Origin of the sequence: Kitasatospora arboriphila, from assembly GCF_039528095.1 — a bacterium.
In the GTDB taxonomy this organism is placed as follows: domain Bacteria; phylum Actinomycetota; class Actinomycetes; order Streptomycetales; family Streptomycetaceae; genus Kitasatospora; species Kitasatospora arboriphila.
Map to the genome: position 1 here is coordinate 22,004 of NZ_BAAALD010000028.1, position 18,600 is coordinate 40,603.

The 18,600-nt window shown below is 75.0% G+C and carries 16 protein-coding genes; 11 read left to right on the forward strand and 5 right to left on the reverse strand.

The window, feature by feature from the left end; translation table 11 throughout:
* Nucleotides 1-10: 10 nt before the first annotated feature.
* The 3 genes from cydB to ABD353_RS16495 all read left to right on the forward strand — a co-directional run bounded on the left by cydB (nt 11) and on the right by ABD353_RS16495 (nt 6,518).
* Nucleotides 11-1,018 carry a cytochrome d ubiquinol oxidase subunit II gene (gene cydB, locus ABD353_RS16485; RefSeq protein ID WP_344624352.1) on the forward strand — a complete coding sequence of 336 codons (1,008 nt, stop codon included), beginning with the start codon at nt 11-13 and terminating at the stop codon, nt 1,016-1,018.
* Nucleotides 1,018-4,452: a thiol reductant ABC exporter subunit CydD gene (gene cydD, locus ABD353_RS16490; RefSeq protein ID WP_344624353.1), complete on the forward strand. Its 3,435-nt coding sequence runs from the start codon at nt 1,018-1,020 to the stop codon at nt 4,450-4,452. Before cydB ends, cydD begins: the two co-directional genes overlap by 1 nt.
* Nucleotides 4,453-4,730: 278 nt before the next feature.
* Nucleotides 4,731-6,518, forward strand: a complete 1,788-nt coding sequence (locus ABD353_RS16495) for a sensor histidine kinase (RefSeq protein ID WP_344624354.1) — start codon at nt 4,731-4,733, stop codon at nt 6,516-6,518.
* A gap of 25 nt (nt 6,519-6,543) precedes the next feature.
* On the opposite strand, the gene ABD353_RS16500 is transcribed toward ABD353_RS16495, so the two are convergent.
* The 5 genes from ABD353_RS16500 to ABD353_RS16520 all read right to left on the reverse strand — a co-directional run bounded on the left by ABD353_RS16500 (nt 6,544) and on the right by ABD353_RS16520 (nt 10,749).
* A complete protein-coding gene (locus ABD353_RS16500) occupies nt 6,544-7,359 on the reverse strand; it encodes an HAD family hydrolase (RefSeq protein ID WP_344624355.1) in 816 nt (271 codons plus the stop codon).
* A gap of 83 nt (nt 7,360-7,442) precedes the next feature.
* Nucleotides 7,443-8,366 carry a hypothetical protein gene (locus tag ABD353_RS16505; protein ID WP_344624356.1) on the reverse strand — a complete coding sequence of 308 codons (924 nt, stop codon included), beginning with the start codon at nt 8,364-8,366 and terminating at the stop codon, nt 7,443-7,445.
* A 95-nt stretch (nt 8,367-8,461) separates the two neighbouring features.
* Entirely contained in the window at nt 8,462-8,866 is a 405-nt protein-coding gene (locus ABD353_RS16510) for a hypothetical protein (protein ID WP_344624357.1), read from the reverse strand.
* Between the two features lie 106 nt (nt 8,867-8,972).
* Nucleotides 8,973-9,566, reverse strand: coding sequence for a hypothetical protein (locus ABD353_RS16515; RefSeq protein ID WP_344624358.1), 594 nt, complete (start codon nt 9,564-9,566; stop codon nt 8,973-8,975).
* A 295-nt stretch (nt 9,567-9,861) separates the two neighbouring features.
* A complete protein-coding gene (locus ABD353_RS16520; protein ID WP_344624359.1) occupies nt 9,862-10,749 on the reverse strand; it encodes an LLM class flavin-dependent oxidoreductase in 888 nt (295 codons plus the stop codon).
* 303 nt (nt 10,750-11,052) lie between these two features.
* On the opposite strand from ABD353_RS16520, the gene ABD353_RS16525 reads away from it, so the two are divergent.
* The 8 genes from ABD353_RS16525 (at nt 11,053) to ABD353_RS16560 (ending at nt 18,591) form a co-directional block, all read left to right on the forward strand.
* On the forward strand, nt 11,053-11,238 hold the full coding sequence (locus ABD353_RS16525; protein WP_344624360.1) for a hypothetical protein: 186 nt from the start codon (nt 11,053-11,055) through the stop codon (nt 11,236-11,238).
* Nucleotides 11,239-11,484: 246 nt separating this feature from the next.
* Nucleotides 11,485-12,648 (forward strand): DUF7544 domain-containing protein, encoded by a 1,164-nt coding sequence (locus tag ABD353_RS16530; RefSeq protein ID WP_344624361.1) that lies wholly within the window; start codon nt 11,485-11,487, stop codon nt 12,646-12,648.
* Nucleotides 12,649-13,024: 376 nt separating this feature from the next.
* Complete coding sequence (locus ABD353_RS16535) at nt 13,025-13,798, forward strand: hypothetical protein (RefSeq protein WP_344624362.1); 774 nt, start codon at nt 13,025-13,027, stop codon at nt 13,796-13,798.
* Between the two features lie 52 nt (nt 13,799-13,850).
* Nucleotides 13,851-14,648, forward strand: coding sequence for a hypothetical protein (locus tag ABD353_RS16540; RefSeq protein ID WP_344624363.1), 798 nt, complete (start codon nt 13,851-13,853; stop codon nt 14,646-14,648).
* Nucleotides 14,645-15,544 carry a hypothetical protein gene (locus tag ABD353_RS16545; protein ID WP_344624364.1) on the forward strand — a complete coding sequence of 300 codons (900 nt, stop codon included), beginning with the start codon at nt 14,645-14,647 and terminating at the stop codon, nt 15,542-15,544. Before ABD353_RS16540 ends, ABD353_RS16545 begins: the two co-directional genes overlap by 4 nt.
* Nucleotides 15,541-16,560 carry a hypothetical protein gene (locus tag ABD353_RS16550; RefSeq protein WP_344624365.1) on the forward strand — a complete coding sequence of 340 codons (1,020 nt, stop codon included), beginning with the start codon at nt 15,541-15,543 and terminating at the stop codon, nt 16,558-16,560. The genes ABD353_RS16545 and ABD353_RS16550 overlap by 4 nt, the downstream gene beginning before the upstream one ends.
* Before the next feature lie 167 nt (nt 16,561-16,727).
* The gene (locus ABD353_RS16555; protein ID WP_344624366.1) at nt 16,728-17,702 is read left to right on the forward strand and encodes an ABC transporter ATP-binding protein; all 975 of its coding nucleotides are present in this window, start codon (nt 16,728-16,730) and stop codon (nt 17,700-17,702) included.
* Nucleotides 17,686-18,591 (forward strand): ABC transporter permease, encoded by a 906-nt coding sequence (locus ABD353_RS16560; protein WP_344624367.1) that lies wholly within the window; start codon nt 17,686-17,688, stop codon nt 18,589-18,591. The genes ABD353_RS16555 and ABD353_RS16560 overlap by 17 nt, the downstream gene beginning before the upstream one ends.
* Nucleotides 18,592-18,600: the final 9 nt, after the last annotated feature.

The window sequence follows — 18,600 nt, forward strand, 5'->3', positions numbered from 1 at the left end:
CGGAAACGGCATGCACCTCCACGACCTCTGGTTCATCCTCATCGCCGTCCTGTGGACGGGCTACTTCTTCCTCGAAGGGTTCGACTTCGGCGTCGGCATCCTCACCCGCACCCTCGCCCGGAACACCGCCGAGCGGCGCGTCCTGATCAACACCATCGGCCCGGTCTGGGACGGCAACGAGGTCTGGCTGCTGACCGCCGGCGGCGCCACCTTCGCGGCCTTCCCCGACTGGTACGCCACCCTGTTCAGCGGCTTCTACATCCCGCTGCTGGTCATCCTGGTCTGCCTGATCGTCCGCGGCGTCGCCTTCGAGTACCGGGCCAAGCGCACCGAGGAGAACTGGCAGCGCAACTGGGAGCTGGCCATCTTCTGGACCTCCCTGATCCCCGCCTTCCTCTGGGGCGTCGCCTTCGCCAACATCGTCCACGGCGTCGACATCGACGCGCAGAAGAACTACACCGGAACCTTCTGGGACCTGCTGAACCCGTACGCGATCCTCGGCGGGCTCACCACCCTGGTGCTCTTCACCTTCCACGGCGCCGTGTTCACCGCGCTCAAGACCGTCGGAGAGATCCGCGAGCGGGCCCGGGCCCAGGCCCTGCGGCTCGGGCTCGCCACCGCCGTCCTCGCCGCCGCCTTCCTGATCTGGACCCAGGTCGACTCCGGCGACGGCTGGAGCCTCGCCGCCCTCGTCGTCGCCGTGCTCGCCCTGCTCGGCGCCCTGGCGGCCAACCAGGTCGGCCGCGAGGGCTGGGCGTTCGCCCTCTCCGGCGCCACCGTGGCCGCCGCCACCGCGATGCTCTTCCTCTCGCTCTTCCCCGACGTGATGCCCTCCACCCTGAACCCCGCCTGGAGCCTCACCGTCGAGAACGCCGCCTCCTCGGCCTACACCCTCAAGGTGATGACCGTCGTCGCCCTGGTCTTCACCCCGATCGTGCTGCTCTACCAGGGCTGGACGTACTGGGTGTTCCGCCGGCGGATCGGCGTCCAGCACATCCCCGCGGCAGTGCACCACTGATGAAGCCCGTCGACCCCCGGCTGCTGCGGTACGCCGCCGCCACCCGCGCCTTCCTCGCCGGCTCCGTCCTGCTCGGCGGAGCCGGGGCCGTCCTGGTCGTCGTCCAGGCCGGCCTGATCGCCGAGATCGTCGTCCGCGCCTTCCAACAGCACCGGTACGACCTCACCGGACCGCTGCTCGCCCTGGCCGCCACCGCGGCCGGGCGGGCCGCCGTCGCCTGGCTCACCGAACTCACCGCCCACCGCTCGGTCGCCCGGGTCAAGTCCACCCTGCGCGGCCGGCTGCTCGACCACGCCACCGCACTCGGCCCCGACGCCCTCGACGGCCGCCGCACCGGCGAACTCGCCGCCCTCGCCACCCGCGGGATCGACGCCCTCGACGACTACTTCGCCCGCTACCTCCCGCAGCTGGCCCTCGCCGTCGTCGTCCCCGCCGTCGTCCTCGCCCGGATCCTCGGCGCCGACTGGGTCTCCGCCGCGATCATCGCCGTCACCCTGCCGCTCATCCCGCTCTTCATGGTGCTGATCGGCCTCGCCACCCAGGCCCGTACCGACCGCCAGTGGCAGCAGCTCGCCCGGCTCTCCCACCACTTCCTCGACGTGGTCGCCGGCCTGCCCACCCTCAAGGTCTTCGACCGGGCCAGGGCCCAGGCCCGGACCATCGCCCGGATCACCGACGAGCACCGCCGCGCCACCCTGCGCACCCTGCGGATCGCCTTCGTCTCCTCCTTCGCCCTGGAACTCCTCTCCACCCTCTCCGTCGCCCTGGTCGCCGTCTCCGTCGGCTTCCGGCTGGTCGACGGCACCCTCGACCTGGAGACCGGGCTGCTCGTCCTCGTCCTCGCCCCCGAGGTCCACCTGCCGATCCGCCAGGTCGGCGCGCTCTACCACGCCAGCGCCGAAGGACTCAGCGCCGCCGGACAGGTCTTCGACCTGCTGGAGACCCCGCTGCCCGCCGCCGGCACCCGCCCCGTCCCGCCGCTCGCCGACACCCCGGTCGAACTCGACGCGGTCACCGTGCTGCGCCCCGGCCGCAGCACCCCCGCCCTGGACGGCGCCACCCTCACCCTCGAACCCGGCACCACCACCGCCCTCACCGGGCCCAGCGGCGCCGGCAAGTCCACCCTGATCGCCGCACTGCTCGGCTTTGTCCGGCCCGACGCGGGCACCGTCCGGGTCGGCGGCCACGACCTCGCCGACCTCGACCCCGAGGAGTGGCGCCGCCAGATCGCCTGGGTGCCCCAGCACCCCCACCTCTTCGCCGGGACCGTCGCCGAGAACGTCCGGCTCGCCCGCCCCGGGGCCACCGACGGCGAGGTCGCCGCCGCGCTCGCCGCCGCCCACGCCCTCGACTTCGCCGACCCCGACACCCTGCTCGGCGAAGGCGGCGCCGGCCTCTCCGCCGGCCAGCGGCAGCGCCTCGCGCTCGCCCGTGCCCTGCTCACCGACCGGCCGCTGCTGGTCCTCGACGAGCCCACCGCCCACCTCGACAACGCCACCGAGGCCGCCGTCGTCGACGCCGTCCGCGCCCTGCACGGCACCCGCACCGTCCTGCTGGTCGCCCACCGGCCCGCCCTGCTGGCCGCCGCCGACCGCGTCCACCACCTGCCCGGCCCCGCCGCCGACGCCCCGGCGGAACCGCTGCCCGCCGAGCCCGCTGCCGTCCGACCCGTGCAGGTCCGGCCCGCCACCGAGGACGGACCCGCGCCCCACCCGCCGACCCGGCCCCGGCTCGCCGGCGCCGTCCTGCTCGGCACCCTCGCCCTCGGCTGCGCGGTCGCCCTCCTCGGCACCTCCGGCTGGCTGATCTCCCGCGCCTCCGAGATGCCGCCGGTGCTCTACCTGATGGTCGCCGTCACCTCCGTCCGCGCCTTCGGCATCGGTCGGTCCGTCTTCCGCTACGCCGAACGGCTGGTCTCCCACGACGCCGTCCTCAAGGCGCTGGCCGGCGTCCGGGTCGCCGTCTACCGCCGCCTCGAACGGCTCGCCCCCGCCGGGCTGCCCGCCTACCGCCGCGGCGACCTGCTCGCCCGGCTCGTCGCCGACGTCGACGCCGTCCAGGACCACCACCTGCGCTGGCGGCTGCCCGCCGCCGTCGCCGCGCTCGTCTCGGCCGGCTCCGCCGCCGCCCTCGGCCTGCTGCTGCCCGCCGCCGGAGCCGTCCTCGCCCTCGGCCTGCTGCTGGCCGGCGCCGCCGTCCCCGCCCTCGCCGCCCGGATCTCCGGCCGCGCCGAACGCCGCCAGGCCGCCGCCCGAGGCGCCCTCACCACCGCCGTCCTCGACACCCTCACCGGCACCGCCGAACTCACCGTCGCCGGCGCCCTCCCCCGCCGCCTCGCCGCCGCCCGCGACGCCGACGACCGGCTCACCGGCCTCGCCGCCCGCTCCGCCGCCGGCACCGCCCTCGGCGCCGGACTCACCACCCTCGTCACCGGACTCACCGTCGTCCTCGCCGCCGCCGTCGGCGTGCACGGCGTCAGCACCGGTGCCCTGCCCGGGGTCTGCCTCGCCGTCGTCGTCCTCACCCCGCTCGCCGCGTTCGAGGCCGTCGCCGGGATGCCCACCGCCGTCCGCTTCCGCGAGCGCAGCCGCACCGCCCGCGCCCGCCTCGACGAGGTCCTCACCGCCCCCGAACCCGTCACCGAACCCGCCGAACCCAGCCCGCTGCCCACCGCCCCCCTGCCGGTCGCCGTCCGCGGCCTCACCGCCCGCTGGCCCGGACAGCACACCGACGCCCTCCACGACATCGACCTCGACCTCACCCCCGGCCGCCGGATCGCCGTCGTCGGCCCCTCCGGCTCCGGCAAGACCACCCTCGCCCACGTCCTGCTGCGCTTCCTCGACCAGACCGCCGGCAGCATCACCCTCGGGCCCGACGCCGCCGACACCCGCACCCTCACCGGCGAGGACGTCCGCCGGGTGATCGGCCTCTGCGCGCAGGACGCCCACGTCTTCGACAGCTCCCTGCGGGAGAACCTGCGGCTCGCCCGGCCGGACGCCGACGAGGACGCCCTCCGCGGGGCGCTCGCCGCCGCCCGCCTGCTGCCCTGGGTCGACACCCTCCCCGACGGACTCGACACCATGGTCGGCGAACACGGCGCCCGGCTCTCCGGCGGCCAGCGCCAGCGGCTCGCCCTCGCCCGCGCCCTGCTCGCCGACTTCCCCGTACTGATCCTCGACGAGCCCGCCGAACACCTCGACCTGCCCACCGCCGACGCCCTCACCGCGGACCTCCTCGCCGCCACCGTCGGCCGCACCACCCTCCTCATCACCCACCGCCTCGCCGGCCTCGACGACACCACCGTCGACGAGGTGATCGTCCTCGACCACGGCCGCATCGCCGAACGCGGCCGCTGGTCCGACCTCATCACCCGCCCCGGCTCCCACCTCGCCACCCTCGCCCACCACGAACTCACCCCCGCGGGACGGCGATAGCCACATCAGGGGCGCGGGGAACTGCGCAGTCCGGGGCCGGGCACACCTGCGGGTCGGGGGCAGCCAAGACAGGGGCGCGGGGAACTGCGCAGGCCGGGGGTGGCGCACCGACTGAACCGGGCCTGGCCTCGGTTCGCACGGTGGCCCGCATCCGACGTGCGCAGTTCCCCGCGCCCTAGGTGGTGCCCTCCGCAGGTACCTGCGCCCCTGGGGTGCCCTCCGGGGGTGTCCTCCGGGGTGTCCTGCGGGCCAGTCGGGTGCGGCATACGCTCGGCTGCATGGAGTCGCCTGCCGGCCGGGACCGGGACCGGGACCGGGACCGGAGCCGGGGTCGGATCTCGGAGATCTCCTCGCTGGGCCTGGACACCCTGGTCAGCGAGGTGTCCGAGCGCCTGCAGTCGGCCGCCGCGGTCACCGACCGGATGCAGCGGCTGCTGGAGGCCGTGGTCTCGGTCGGCGCGGGCCTGGACCTGCACGTGACGCTGCAGCGGATCGCCGCCGGCGCCGCCGAGCTGGTCGACGCCGAGTACGCCGCCCTCGGCGTGGTCTCCCCGCAGGGCGGCCTCTCCGACTTCATCCACGTCGGCATCGACGACGCGACGGCGGCGCGGATCGGCGAGCTCCCGGCCGGCCGCGGCATCCTGGGCGCGCTGATCGACCGCCCGGAGTCGCTGCGCCTGGCCGATCTGCGGAAGGATCCGCGGTCGTCGGGCTTCCCGCCGCACCACCCGCAGATGACCTCGTTCCTGGGGGTGCCGATCCGGGTCCGCGGTGAGGTGTTCGGCAATCTGTACCTGACCGAGAAGCAGGGCGGCGGCGGTTTCACCCCGGAGGACGAGCAGGTGGTCCAGGCGCTGGCGACGGCCGCCGGGGTGGCGATCGAGAACGCCCGGTTGTACGAGGCGGGGCGCCGCCGGGAGCGGTGGATCGCGGGTGCGGCGGCGGTGACGACGGCGCTGCTCTCCACGGACGAGGCCGAGGTCGCGCTGACGGTCGCCGCCGAGCAGGTCCGGGACCTGGCGGACGGCGCGCTGGGGATGATCCTGCTGCCGACCTCGGACGGCCGGCTGCGGGTGGCGCACGCCTCGGGCGAGGCCGCCGAGTTCGTCCGGGGGGAGCTGATGCCGCAGGGCGGTTTCGCCGGGCGGCTGCTGGCGGGGGAGAGCGTCTACTTCGAGGACATGTCCACGGATCCGGACGTGGTGATCCGGTTGGCCCGCCGGTTCGGTCCTGCGTTGGCGGTGCCGATGGTGTCGGCGGGCCGGGTGCTCGGCGGGCTGGTGGTGTGGCGGACGCGGGGGGCGGCGCCGTTCACCGACGGGGAGAAGCAGCTCGCGCAGACCTTCGCTTCGCAGGCGGCGCTGGCGCTGCGGCTCGCCGAGGGCCAGCGGGACCAGCAGCGGCTGGCGGTGTTCCAGGACCGCGACCGGATCGCCCGTGACCTGCACGACCTGGTGATCCAGCGGCTGTTCGCCACCGGGATGATGCTGGAGGGGGCGGCCCGCCGGGCGGTCGTCCCGGAGGTGCGGGAGGGCATCGGCAAGGCGGTGGACGAGCTGGACGCGACGATCCAGGAGGTCCGCACCACGATCTATGCCCTGCAGCACGACACCGGGAACGAGCCGGACACCCTGCGCACCCGGGTGCTGCGGGAGGCCAGCCAGGCCGCGGCGGCGCTCGGGTTCAAGCCGTCGGTCGGGTTCACCGGGCCGGTGGAGAGCCTGGTGGGGGCGGGTACGGGCCGTCAGCTGCTGGCCGCGCTGCGGGAGATGCTGTCCAACACGGCCCGGCACGCCCGCGCGTCCCGGGTGGCGGTCGAGGTCGACGCGACGGTGCACCTGGACGCCGAGGGGCGGCCGCTCACCGGCGATCCCGAGGTGCTGGAGAGCGGGCGGCCCGGCGTGCTGCTGACGGTCACCGACGACGGCGTCGGCATCCCGGAGGGCGGCCGCCGCAGCGGGCTGCGCAACCTCGCCCGGCGCGCGGAGGCGCTGGGCGGCGACGCCTGGCACGAGCCCGGCCCGCGCGGCCGCGGCACCCGGGTCCGCTGGTCGGCCAGGCTCTGACCTCCCCGGCAGCGCCGCCCGCTTCTCAGAAGAGCGTCTCGATGACGGCCGCCACGCCGTCGTCCTCGTTGCTGACGGTGTGCTGGGCCACCGCGGCGAGCACGTCCGGGTGGGCGTTGGCGACGGCGTACGAGGCGCCGGCCCAGGCGAGCATCTCCAGGTCGTTCGGCATGTCGCCGAAGGCGACCACCTCGGAGCGGTCGATGCCCTGCTCGCCGCACCAGCGGGCCAGGGTGCTGGCCTTGGTGACGCCCGCGGCGCTGATCTCCAGCAGGCTGACCGGGCTGGACCGGGTGATCTCGGCGAGGTGCCCGGCGGCCTCGCGGGCGCGGACGAGGAAGGTGTCCGGGTCGAGGTCGGGGTGCTTGGCGAGCAGCTTGAACAGGCCGTCCACCCGGCCGTCGGCGATCAGCTTCTCGGCGTCCGCGACCGGGTGCTCCTTGTCGGACTCCCACATCACCAGGGTGTACTCGGGCTCCCGCGCGAACCCGCCGGGGAACTCGAAGGCGAACGCGGTGCCGGGCAGCCGCTCGCGCAGCGCGCGGACCACCGCCAGGGCCTCCTCGGTGCCGAGCGGGAAGGTCTCCAGCAGCTCGCCCCGCCGGACGTCGACGACCGCGCCGCCGTTGGAGCAGATGGCCACCCCGTGGCCGCCGATGTGTCCGCTGAGCTGGGCCATCCAGCGCGGCGGGCGGCCGGTCACGAAGACCACCTGCAGGCCGGCCCGCTCGGCCGCGGCGAGGGCCGCCGCCGTCCGGTCGGAGACGGTGCCGCCGCTGCACAGCAGGGTGCCGTCCAGGTCGGTGGCGATCAGGCGGGGGCGAGGGGTGGTGGGGGTCACCGGTCCATCTTCGCGTACCGGGCGGCGGCCCCGGGAGGGGGCGGTCCCGGGAGGGCCGGGGCGGGCCCTCCCGGGACGGGCGGTCAGGCGGCGCGCAGGGTCAGCGCGGCGGTGTGCAGCGTGCCGCCGGTCTGGAACTGCAGGTGCAGCCGCCAGTCGCCCGGCTTCGGCAGTTCGGCGTGGAATGTCAGCTCGGGGCCGCCCGCCGCGCCCCGGGCCGCCTGCGGGTGCAGGTGGGCGAAGGCCTGGTCGCCGGCGTGGAAGGCGGTCAGGTGGGCGAAGGTGTCGAGGTAGGGCTGCAGGTCGGTGACGGGCCGGCCGTCCTTGCTGACGGTGACCTTCAGCTCGGTGGCGGTGCCCGCGGTGGGCGTGCCCGCCACGGTCAGCGTGTAGCCGTCGACGGTGGTGGTGGCCGCGGCGGCGGGCAGCGGGGTGTCGGCGGCGGTGCCCGGCACGGTCACCGGGCGGCTGAGCACGAGGCCCGCGCCCTTGCCCGGGCCGGCGTCCGGCACGAACGAGGCGTACACCCGCCAGCTGCCCGGCCGCAGCCCGGCGAGCGGCGCCGTCCAGGTGCCGTCGGCGGCCATCGCGGGGTGGAGGTGCTGGAAGCCGGTGAGGTCCGAGCGGATCGCGTAGAAGTGCATCGGCTTGGTCTGCTCGGGCTGGAAGGCGGTCAGCCGGGCGCCGTCCGGGCCGGCCACGGTGAACCGCAGTTCGGCGGGGGAGCCGCCGGGCAGTTCGGCCGCGGCCAGGTCCAGCCGGTAGCCGCCCTGTTCGGCGGCGAGTCCGTCGCCGGCGGCCGCTTCGTGGCCGCCCGCGTCGTGTCCGGGCATGTCGTGGCCGGTGGTGTCTCCGGTTCCGGCCGCGCCGGAGGCCGTGGCGTGGGCGTGGCCGCCCGAGCCGTGGTCCATGCCGGACATGCCGTCGCCGCTCGCGGCGGAGCCGCAGCCGGTCAGGGCGAGGGCGAGCAGGGCGGCCGCGAGCACGCGGGTTCGGCGGTTCTTCATGGTCACAGGTGTGCTCCGAGGTGTGCGGGCCCCGTCGGGGCCCGGTGAGGGCGGACGGCAGCGCCCGGATCCCCGCCGGGACCCGGGTGGCGCCTTCACCTGCGCGCCACGCACACCTTCAGCAGCAGCCCGCGCCCGCCGTCCGGGGGCGCCCGTCCGCTCTCCCCGGCCGTGGGTGCGGCACCCGGGCCGTCCGGTCCGGCCGCCGCACCGTCCCCGCACAGCGGGGCCGGACCCGGCGCGGGCAGCGGTGCGCCGCCCCGCGCCTGGGTGGAGACGCAGTGGCCGCCGGTGCCGTACGGCTGCGGCGCCCGGACGGCCGGTCCCCCGGCAGCCCGGACGGCCGACCCGTGGGGGTGCGCGGCGACGGCCGGCACGCCCGTACGGCGGTCGGTGTGGCAGCCGTCGGCCGCCGAGGCGGGGCTGCCGTGCATCAGGAAGAGGCCGAGCAGCAGGGCACAGAGCACGGCGGTCCTGGCACCGGTCGTCCTGCCGTGCACTGCGCCCCCCTCCGCCGTGGTGTCCCGTCCCGGCCGACGATACCCCCTCCCCGTATCGGCGGCCGGTGCGGACACTCCACGGCGGGCCGGCCCGCGCCGCCGCGGACTACTGCGGAGGCAGCTTGCCCAGCAGGGCGGCCAGCACCGTGCGGGACTGCTCGCGGGCGGCGGCCACGCCCTGCGCCTGCTCCACCGCCACGAACACCTCGACGACCGTCGCCCCGCGGCGGGCCGCGACGTGGACGAACGGGAACTCGGCCGCGCCGCCGCTCAGCGCGGAGGTCTGCCCCTCCTCGGCGTAGACCTCGTCGGCGGCGGTGGTCCGCGGCGGGGCGACCTCGCGGGTGGCCCGGTACTTCCGGCCGTACTGGTCGTCGGTCACCTCCTGGCACCGGCGGGCGTCGGTGCGCAGCGCGGACACCGCCTCGTGCGCGTCCTCGGCCCGCACGTACACCTCGGCCGCCGAACGGCCGAGCACCGCGGCGTTCGCGCCGGCCGCCGACCGGCGCACCGTCCGCGCCATCGCCCCGATCAGGCCGGTGCCCTGGGAGTTCGGCACGTACGCGCAGGAGGTGTCGACCATCCGCTCGGCCAGGGCGGCCACCTCGTAGGGATCGCCGGGTACGAACCCGGCCGCCCACTCCTGCGGCTTCAGCGCCACCGAGGCGGCGAGCGCCGGGGCGTCGGGGGCCTCCCGCACCGCGGGCGCACTCGAGCCGGCCGCCCCCGTGGCGGACGGCGCGGCGGCGGACGGTGCGGCGGTCGCGGTCGTGGACGAGGGGGCAGCGGCGCCGCTCGAACCGGACCCGCTGCACGCGGAGAGCAGGAGGACGGAAGCGAGCCCGCAGACAGCGGTTGTCCTTCGTATGAATGGATGTGTCACGGAGGACAACTAAATCATCATCAGATCGCCCCGGTGGGTAACGGTTTGCGATCGTCGCAGGCGGTCGGGGCGCACTTCGCGCGACGGCGCGTGCGCCCCGGCGCGCCGCGGTTCACCCCAGCTGGGCCAGGCCCTCGGTGGCGATCTCCTCGAACACGGCGAGGTCGTTCTCGAAGATCGAGTCGGGGACGGGCCAGTGGATCACCAGCTCGGTGATGCCGATCTCGCGGTAGGTGCCGGCCCAGTCCACGAAGGCGCCCAGCGACTGCAGCGGCTTCTCCGCCGTCGAGCCCTGGAGCAGCACCTTCTCCAGCTCGGCCACGTCGCGGCTGCGGGCCTCGCACGCCGCCGTCAGCTTCGCCAGCTGCGCGGCGATCACCGCGGGCGCCTGCTCCACCGGAACGTCCGCCGGACCCTTCGGGTCCCCGTACGTCACCCAGCCCTGGCCGTACTCGGCCGCGAGCCGCAGCCCGCGCGGGCCGGTCGCCGCCACGTAGAACGGCAGCCGCGGCGTCTGCACGCAGCCGGGGATGTTCCGGGCCTCGACGGCCGAGTAGTACGTGCCCGCGCTGGTCGTCGAGTCCTCGCGCAGCAGCTCGTCCAGCAGCGGCAGGAACTCGCCGAACCGGTCCGCCCGCTCCTTCGGCGACCACGCCTCCTGCCCGAGCGCCGTCGCGTCGAACCCGATCCCGCCGGCCCCGATGCCCAGCGTCATCCGGCCGCCGGACACGTCGTCCAGCGTGATGAGCTCCTTCGCCAGCGTCACCGGGTGGCGGAAGTTCGGCGAGGTCACCAGCGTCCCGAGCCGCATCCGCTCGGTCGCCGTCGCGGCGGCCGTCAGCGTCGGGACCGACCCGAACCACGGCTCGTCCCGGAACGACCGCCAGGACAGGTGGTCGTACGTGTAGGCGGCGTGGAAGCCGAGGTCCTCGGCACGCCGCCAGATCTTCTGCCCCTCGCTCCACCGGTGGATGGGGAGGATCACGGTGCTCAAGCGCATGCCCTCGACCCTACGGGACCCCCGGCGCGACAGCCGTGGCGGCGGCCGCGAGGTCGGCGGGCAAGGTGCTCGACCACCGCTGCGAACGAGGCACGGTCGTCCCTCTCGACGGCCGGGTTCGGCTCCCGGTCGACGAAGTGCGATCGGCGGGCCGGCGCGTGACGTCAAAGCCTTCGAATCAAAAAGATTGACGGACGATCGGAGAAGGCAGGATCACGACATGACTCCGCGTGATCATGATCTTCCTGACGGTGTCGACGCGAGGAGTCCGTCCGTCGATCGCCGAACGGCACGTTCCGGCTCATGCGCGGTGGGGCACTCGCCGTCCTCGGAATCGTGCTGATCGTCGGCACCGCGCTGGGCTGGTTCCCGCTGGGGGACGATCCATTCGTACGCCACGTGCCCCAGCTGGCAGGAGTCCTGATGATCGGACAGGGAGCGCTCTGGGTCGCCCGGTCGCGGACGGGCCAGGACGGCTCCCGACCTTGAGCGCCCGGTGACCTGAGGAGCCGGCTCGCCGGGAGGTCTCCACCGCAGCACGTGACGGCTCGGCCCGCTCCCGGTCCTTCGTCCCCGACCCCCCGGCGGCGGGCGTCGGCGGCGCCTTCTACGCTTCGGTCTCGCGCCGCGGCCGCGGCGGGTCGAGGGAGGGGACCGGCAATGAGCAGTGGCGGGGACTGGCGGGGGCCGCACCACGGGCCCGGTGCTCCGGGCGGGGTGCCCCGGGGGTACGTCGTGGAGGCGCCGAAGCCCGGGGTGGTGCCGCTCCGGCCGCTGGGCGTCGGCGAGATCATCTCGGGCGTCTTCACGACCGTGCAGCGCTACCCGGCCGCCCTGCTCGTGCCGGTGATGTGGACGGCCCTGGCCGCCGTCGCGGCGTTCGGCGCGTTCGCCGCCGTCGCCGCCGTCGCACTGGACGGGCCGTGGCAGGCCGTCCACAACGACGAGCTGCCCTCCACGGCGGACGCGGTCGCCGTGGCGGCGACCGTCGCCGGCGCCTTCCTGCTCCTCCTGGTGGTCCTGACGGCGCTCTCCGCCGTCTCCTCGGCGACCGCCACGGTGGTGGTGCGGTACGCCGTGATCGGCCGCAGGATCTCCACCCGGGAGGTCTGGGCCGAGGCACGGCCGATGCTGTGGCGGGTGCTGGCGACGCAGCTGCTCACCGGCCTGATCTGCGCGGGCGTCCTCGTGGTCTCCTTCGTGCTCCCGGTGCTCGCCGGGCTGCTGTTCGGCTCCGAGGCGGGGATCGTCCTGGGCGCGCTGTTCTTCCTCCCGGGCTGGGTGGGCGCGGTCTACGTGCAGGTGCGCCTGGTCCTGGAGGTGCCCGTCCTGGTTCTGGAGGACGCCCGGCCGGTCGCCGCGATCCGCCGCGCCTGGCGGCTGAACGAGGGCAACTGGTGGCGCAGCCTGGGCATCCCGTACATCGTCGGACTGGTCGGTTCGTTCGCCGCCCAGATCGTCGCGGTGCCGTGCATGGTGGTCGGCATGTTCGTGCTGTTCGCCTCGATGGGGAGCACGGCGGCGGGAGACCCGTACGCGCAGGCGTCCCCGCCGAGCGTGGCCGCACTGGTGACCTTCGCCTTCTGCACGGTGATCGGCGTCGTGCTCGCCACCGCACTCACCGTCCCGCTGACCCCGCTCACCAACGGCCTGCTGTACATCGACCGCCGGATCCGGCGCGAGAGCCTGGACGTCGCCCTCGCCGAGGCGGCGGGCCTGTCCGCCCGGCCGGCCGCGTACGTTCCGGGCCAGCCCGGCGCCCCCGCCGCCGAACGACCCGGCCCGGCCGAACCCGCCCCGGCCGGACCTGCGGCGGACGGGCCCGCGGCGGACGGGCCCGCGGCGGACGGGCCCCCGGCGGACGGGCCGACGGGGAAGCAGGAGCCCGGCGAGGACTGACACCGGCAGAACCGCCGCTCGTTGCGGTTCGATCACGACGTGTCGGACATGGGTGGACCTCGCGCGGAATGTCTCCGGGAACTCGATTGTCGGCCGGGTCGCCGCGCTCTCATAATTCCGTGTCACGCGTGGTCAGAGGCTCGGACGGCGGCGAACGGGGGTGCCCGTCCGGAGCCCGCGCGCGGCAATCCGCCTGCCTTTTACGGGGAGTCCCTTGTCTGCGCCCGAAAACGCGCCCGTGCCCGAGAGCGCGCCCGCGCCCGAACCCGCCGGAGCTCCGGCCGCGCCCGAAGCTCCGGCCTCACCGGGCGCCGAGATGCCCGCACCCGCCGCTGCCCCAGAGGGTTCTGACGGCCAGGCCGTTCCGGCCCGCGCCGTGACGGTGCGGCAGCTTCCGCGCGCGGCCCGGGTGGTGCTGGCCGCGGTCGGCCTGCTCGCCGTGACGGCGGCCAGTGCCACCGCCACCGTGGCCGTCGGACGGTCCGACGACCCGCCGCGGGCCGTCGCGGCACCGTCCGCCGCCCCGGCGGCCACGGTCTCCGCCACCCCCTCCGCGGCGCCGTCCCCGGCGCCGTCCCCGGCGGCGCCCTCGCCCTCGCCGACGCCCTCGCCGACGCCCTCCCCGGCGAGCACCGTGCACGGCACCGTCGACGGCTCCACGCACGGCGGCGACATCCGCTACTTCCTGCTGCCGCTGCCGGCCGGCGCCGAGTCCTACGGGGCCTCGGACGGCACCACGCTGAGCACCGACGACGTCGCCGGGCAGTTCGGCAACGCGTCGGAGATGCCGGAGATCCTCCGCTCGTACGGCTACAAGGACGACGCCGCGGATCGCCGCTACCGCACCGCCGACGGCACCCAGGAGGTGTACGTCCGGCTGCTGCGCTTCAAGAGCCGGCAGATGGCCAAGGAGTTCGCCGACGGGCTGAGCTTCAAGCACGGCGACACCTTCGACATCGCGGGCGACGACAACGCCAAGGGCATCATGCTCAAGCCCGAACAGGAGGCCTGGACGGGGAAGATGGTCGGCGTCTCCTTCTCCGGTGACGTCCAGTACGAGATCACCGTGTACGTGAAGGGCACGCCCGACAGGGCGCTGCTGGTCGACGCGATGAAGCGCCAGCGCGAACGGCTGGCCACCGGTGGCTGAGCCCAGGCCGGAGACGGATCCGGCGACCTCCCCCTCCGAGCAGGAGCACCCCGTGACCACCGACATCCCGGCGTCCCCCGACACCGGCACCGAGACCGGCATCGACACCGGCACCGAGACCGACACCGAAGCCGCGGCCCCGGTCGTGCCCGGCCGGGCCCCGCGGACCGCCCGGCTGCTGCTCGCCGCCGTGCTGCTCGGGCCGGTGCTCGGCGCCGGCATCGGCTACGCCGTCCAGGCCGCCAGGCCCGAGACGCCGCTGCCGCCGCTCGCCGTCGAGGCCCTGCACTACCCGGCGCAGCCGCTCGACCCGGCCGCCGCCGCGGCCGCCGAACCCAAGCCGCTCGCCATCGACGGCGACCTGCGGAAGCTGCTGATCGGGCGCCCTGCCGACGCCGAGGAGTGGGACAACTACGGCTACGGCGACACCGGCGTGGGCTGGCTCAGCGCCGGCGACAAGGCGATGATGGTCGGCGATTCGGCCGGCGAGTTCCGCCGCCTGATGCAGCACCACTTCCGGCGGGACGCACTGCTCGCCTACCGCCGCGGCGACGTGCACTACCGGATCGAGCTCATCCAGTTCGGCGCGGACGACATCGGATCGGCCGCCTCGGCGTTCACGATCGTCGTCCCGAAGAACGGCGGGACGATCGAGGGCACCGTCAACGGCCACTACGAGGCCCCCGCGGAGCCGGAGCACTACGCCGACAGCACCGAGGAGTACTACTCCGCCCAGGCGACGGCCGTCCGCGGATCCGTCGTCATGCGGATCGAGATGTTCTCCCCGAAGCCCGTCGACGGCCAAGAGATCAAGAACCTGGCGATCCGTCAGTGGGAGCGGCTGAAGTGAGCGACACCACCATGAACCCGGCCGCCCACGAGCTCGCAGCGGAGCCCGCCGCCGAGCTGCCGCCGGCACCCCCCGAGCAGCCCGATCCGACCGTGCAGCCCGATCCGACCGTGCAGCCGGCACCGACCGCACCGCCGGCATCCGCCGGGCCGGGGCGGGCGCGGGTGCCGTTCGCCGTCCGGGCCACCGCGTCCGTGGCGGCCGCGGCACTGCTCGGCGTCGGCATCGGTCTCGGCATCCTCCACACCGAGCAGGACGAGCGGCCCGCGGCGTCCGCGTCCGCGGCCCCCTCGGGTGCGCCGTCCGCCTCGGCCACGCCGTCCTTCGGCGCCAAGCAGGGCGGCAGCCACTTCGGTTCCATGCGGGACCTGCTGCTCCCGGTGCCGGCCGGCTTCCACCTGGGCCCGGACTCCGGTCAGTTCGGCAACGACACCGAACTGACCGAGGAACAGCGCAAGGCGTGGGTCGAGGACGAGGTCCGCGGCCTGCCCGCCAAGCTGCAGGACGGCGTCCGCAAGGCCTGGCAGCAGTCCGTCCTCAAGGGCGGCGGCGTGCGTGGCCTGGCGTCCGACGACGGCAGCCTGCAGGTGACCGTCTGGCTGCTGCAGTACCACCAGGACGCCGTCCGGGCGCACGACGCCTGGGTGGCGGCGCTCGGCTCGGACTCCGGGCTGTTCCGCGGCGGACCGCAGATCCCGGGCCACCCCGAGGCGCACTGCTACCTGCCGCACCTGGCCCCGGGCGCGGAGATCGACGAGCTGGAGTGCTCGGCCGCGGTCGGCGACCTGCGGGTGGTGCTGAGCGTGCAGGGCATCGCCCCGCTGCCGAAGGACCGCATCGTCCCCCTCTTCGCCCAGCAGCTCGACCGGCTGGCCATCCCCGGAGCGTCCGCATGACCGACACCACCGCCCCCGTGCCGCCGGCCCCGGAACCCGCCCCGGAAGCCCCCACCACGGAAAATCCCACCACGGAGATGACCGCCGTCGAGGCGTCCGTGGCCGGGACGCCCGCGCCCGGCGACGCCTGGGGCCGCGCTCCCGAACTGCTGGAGTCGGCGGGCGCCGACCGCCCCCGCAGCCGGGCCACCCTGCTCCGCTGGGGCGCGGCCGCCCTCGTGCTGCTGCTGTCCGGCACCGGGGCGGCGCTCGCCGTCGCCGCGCCGGACCGCACCGACATCCCGGGCCTGGCCACCCCCAACGACGGCCGGTACGCCTTCCCGCCGCTGACGCTCCCTCCGCTTCCGTCGGGCAAACCCGCACCGGACGACGCGGCCTCGTACGGCCGCCACTTCGCGGACCTGCGCGGTCTGCTGCTGCCGCTGCCCGAGGGCGCGGTGCCGGAGCGGCCCGCCGCCGGCGCGCCCGCACCGGCAGCACCGGCGAGCGGTGCCCCGGCGAGCGGTGCCCCGTCCCCCGGTACCTCGGCGAGCAGTGCGCCGTCCGCCGGTGCCCCGTCTGCCGGTGCCGCCGGTGGCGTGTCCTTCGTCGCCTGCGCCGACTACACGGCGGGCAACGCGGCGAAGGCCCGGCTGGACGCGGGAATGACCGAGTTCGCCTGCCGGGCGGCCACCCGCAGGACCTGGACGGCGGCCGACGGCACCCGCACCGACATCTGGCTGTTCCGGTTCGGCTCGCGCGGGGAGGCGAGCGGCATGCTGGCCGAGCTCGGCTCGTCCCTGCCCGCGGGCGTGCCCGAACTCGGCTTCTCCGACGTCGAGGTCGACCCGTCGCTCGGCGTGGCCACCCTGTCCGTGCGGGCGTCCGAGGAGAAGGCGAAGGGGCAGCCCACCGCCCGCGCGGCCTTCCTGGCCCAGGGCGACGTTGCCGTGAGCATCGTGATGACCAACCCGGCCGGGGTGCCGCTGCAGGCCTACCGGCAGGTGACCCTGCTGCAGTCGCAGATGCTGCGGTGATTCCAGGCTGATGCCGGGCTGATGCCTGGCCGACGATCCCGTCCGGGCAGGTCACGGGCGGCGGCGACCCCTAGGGGACGTCGCCGCCCCGTCATACCGGAGGATCACGCCGGGCTCGTCATCCCAGCTCATTCCCGTGGGGGCGCCGCACCACTACGTTGAGGGGCGTGTCCACAGTCATCGCAACGGACGGCCTCACCAAGAGGTTCCCCCGGGTCACCGCCCTCGACCAGCTGACCGTAGAGGTGCAGCCCGGGGTGGTCGGCCTGGTGGGCGCCAACGGGGCGGGCAAGTCCACCCTGATCAAGATCCTGCTCGGGCTCTCCCCGGCCACCTCCGGCACCGGCCGCGTGCTCGGCCTCGACATCGCCACCGAGGGCGCCGCGATCCGCGAGCGGGTCGGCTACATGCCCGAGCACGACTGCCTGCCGCCGGACGTCTCCGCGACCGAGTTCGTGGTGCACATGGCCCGGATGGCCGGCCTGCCCGCCGCGGCCGCCCGCGAGCGCACCGCCGACATCCTGCGCCACGTCGGCCTGTACGAGGAGCGCTACCGCCCGATGGGCGGCTACTCGACGGGCATGAAGCAGCGGGTCAAGCTCGCCCAGGCACTCGTCCACGACCCGCAGCTGGTGCTGCTCGACGAGCCGACCAACGGCCTCGACCCGGTCGGCCGCGACGAGATGCTGGGCCTGATCCGCCGGGTGCACACCGACTTCGGCATCTCGGTGCTGGTCACCACGCACCTGCTCGGCGAGCTGGAGCGCACCTGCGACCACCTGGTGGTGATCGACGGGGGCCGGCTCCTGCGGTCCTCCTCCACCGCCTCCTTCACCGAGGCCACCCAGGTCCTCGCGGTCGAGGTGACCGACCACCCGCAGGACGCCCTCGCCGACCCGGACGCCGCCGTCCGCGAGCGGCTCGCCGCGGCCGGGCTCTCCGTCGCCATGGACGGCTCCCGGATCCTGCTCGTCGAGATCCAGGACGACAGCACCTACGACACCGTCCGCGACACCGTCGCCGACCTCGGTCTCGGCCTGGTCCGCCTGGAGCAGCGCCGCCACCGGGTCGCCGAGATCTTCACCCAGCCCGCCGACCGCGCCGAGCGGACAGGAGGTCCCGCAGATGCATCCGTCTCCTGACGCCCGCACCGCCGCCGACGGCGGAGTGATCCACAACATCGGCTACCGCCGTTACGAGGGCCCCAGGCTGGGCCGCGGCTACGCCACCCGTTCGCTGTACCAGCAGAGCCTGCGCGCCGCCTTCGGACTCGGCCGCTCCGGCCGCTCCAAGGTGCTGCCGATGGTGGTGCTGGCGCTGCCGCTGCTCCTCGCCCTGATCGTGGCCGCCATCCAGATCTTCATGAAGATGGAGAAGCCGATCCTGGACTACACCGGGCTCCTGGGCTGGATCGGCGTGCTGACCTGGATCTTCCTCGCGGCCCAGGCGCCGGTGCTGCTCTCCCGCGACCTGCGGCACCACACCGTCCCGCTGTACTTCTCCCGCCCGATCACCCGCGCCGACTACGTGCGGGCCAAGTTCGCGGCGATGACCAGCGCGATGATGATCGTCATGGCCGGCCCGCTGCTGGTGCTCTACCTCGGCGCGCTGCTCGGCCGGATGGACTTCGGCCACCACACCGTCCACCTGCTCTACGGCTTGGTCACCGCCCTGCTCTACGCGGTCGTCTACTCCGCGATCGGCCTGCTGATCGCGGCGAGCACGCCGCGCCGCGGCTTCGGCGTCGCGTCGATCATGGGCGTGATGGCGGTCAGCAGCGTGATCGCCCGGATCGTCTACGTGCTGGCCGGCGGCGAGTGGGCGGAGGTCCCGGAGAAGGCCAACTGGGCCGCGATGCTCTCGCCGAGCTGGCTCGTCGAGGGCTTCACCAACCAGGTCTTCGGCCTGGTCGCCAACTCGCGCGTGGTGCACGCCCCCGGTGCCGGTGCCGCCCTGCTCTTCGGCGCCGAGATCCTGCTGCTCGCCGCAGCCTGCTACTGGTTCACCGACCGCCGCTACCGGAAGATCTGAGAGCTCGCC

Excerpts from the sequence above, each read along its gene's own strand:
- cydB (WP_344624352.1), top strand. The coding sequence starts at position 11 with ATGCACCTCCACGACCTCTGGTTCATCCTCATCGCCGTCCTGTGGACG.
- cydD (WP_344624353.1), top strand. The coding sequence starts at position 1,018 with ATGAAGCCCGTCGACCCCCGGCTGCTGCGGTACGCCGCCGCCACCCGC.
- ABD353_RS16495 (WP_344624354.1), top strand. The coding sequence starts at position 4,731 with ATGGAGTCGCCTGCCGGCCGGGACCGGGACCGGGACCGGGACCGGAGC.
- ABD353_RS16505 (WP_344624356.1), bottom strand. The coding sequence starts at position 8,366 with ATGAAGAACCGCCGAACCCGCGTGCTCGCGGCCGCCCTGCTCGCCCTC.
- ABD353_RS16520 (WP_344624359.1), bottom strand. The coding sequence starts at position 10,749 with ATGCGCTTGAGCACCGTGATCCTCCCCATCCACCGGTGGAGCGAGGGG.
- ABD353_RS16525 (WP_344624360.1), top strand. The coding sequence starts at position 11,053 with ATGCGCGGTGGGGCACTCGCCGTCCTCGGAATCGTGCTGATCGTCGGC.
- ABD353_RS16550 (WP_344624365.1), top strand. The coding sequence starts at position 15,541 with ATGACCGACACCACCGCCCCCGTGCCGCCGGCCCCGGAACCCGCCCCG.
- ABD353_RS16560 (WP_344624367.1), top strand. The coding sequence starts at position 17,686 with ATGCATCCGTCTCCTGACGCCCGCACCGCCGCCGACGGCGGAGTGATC.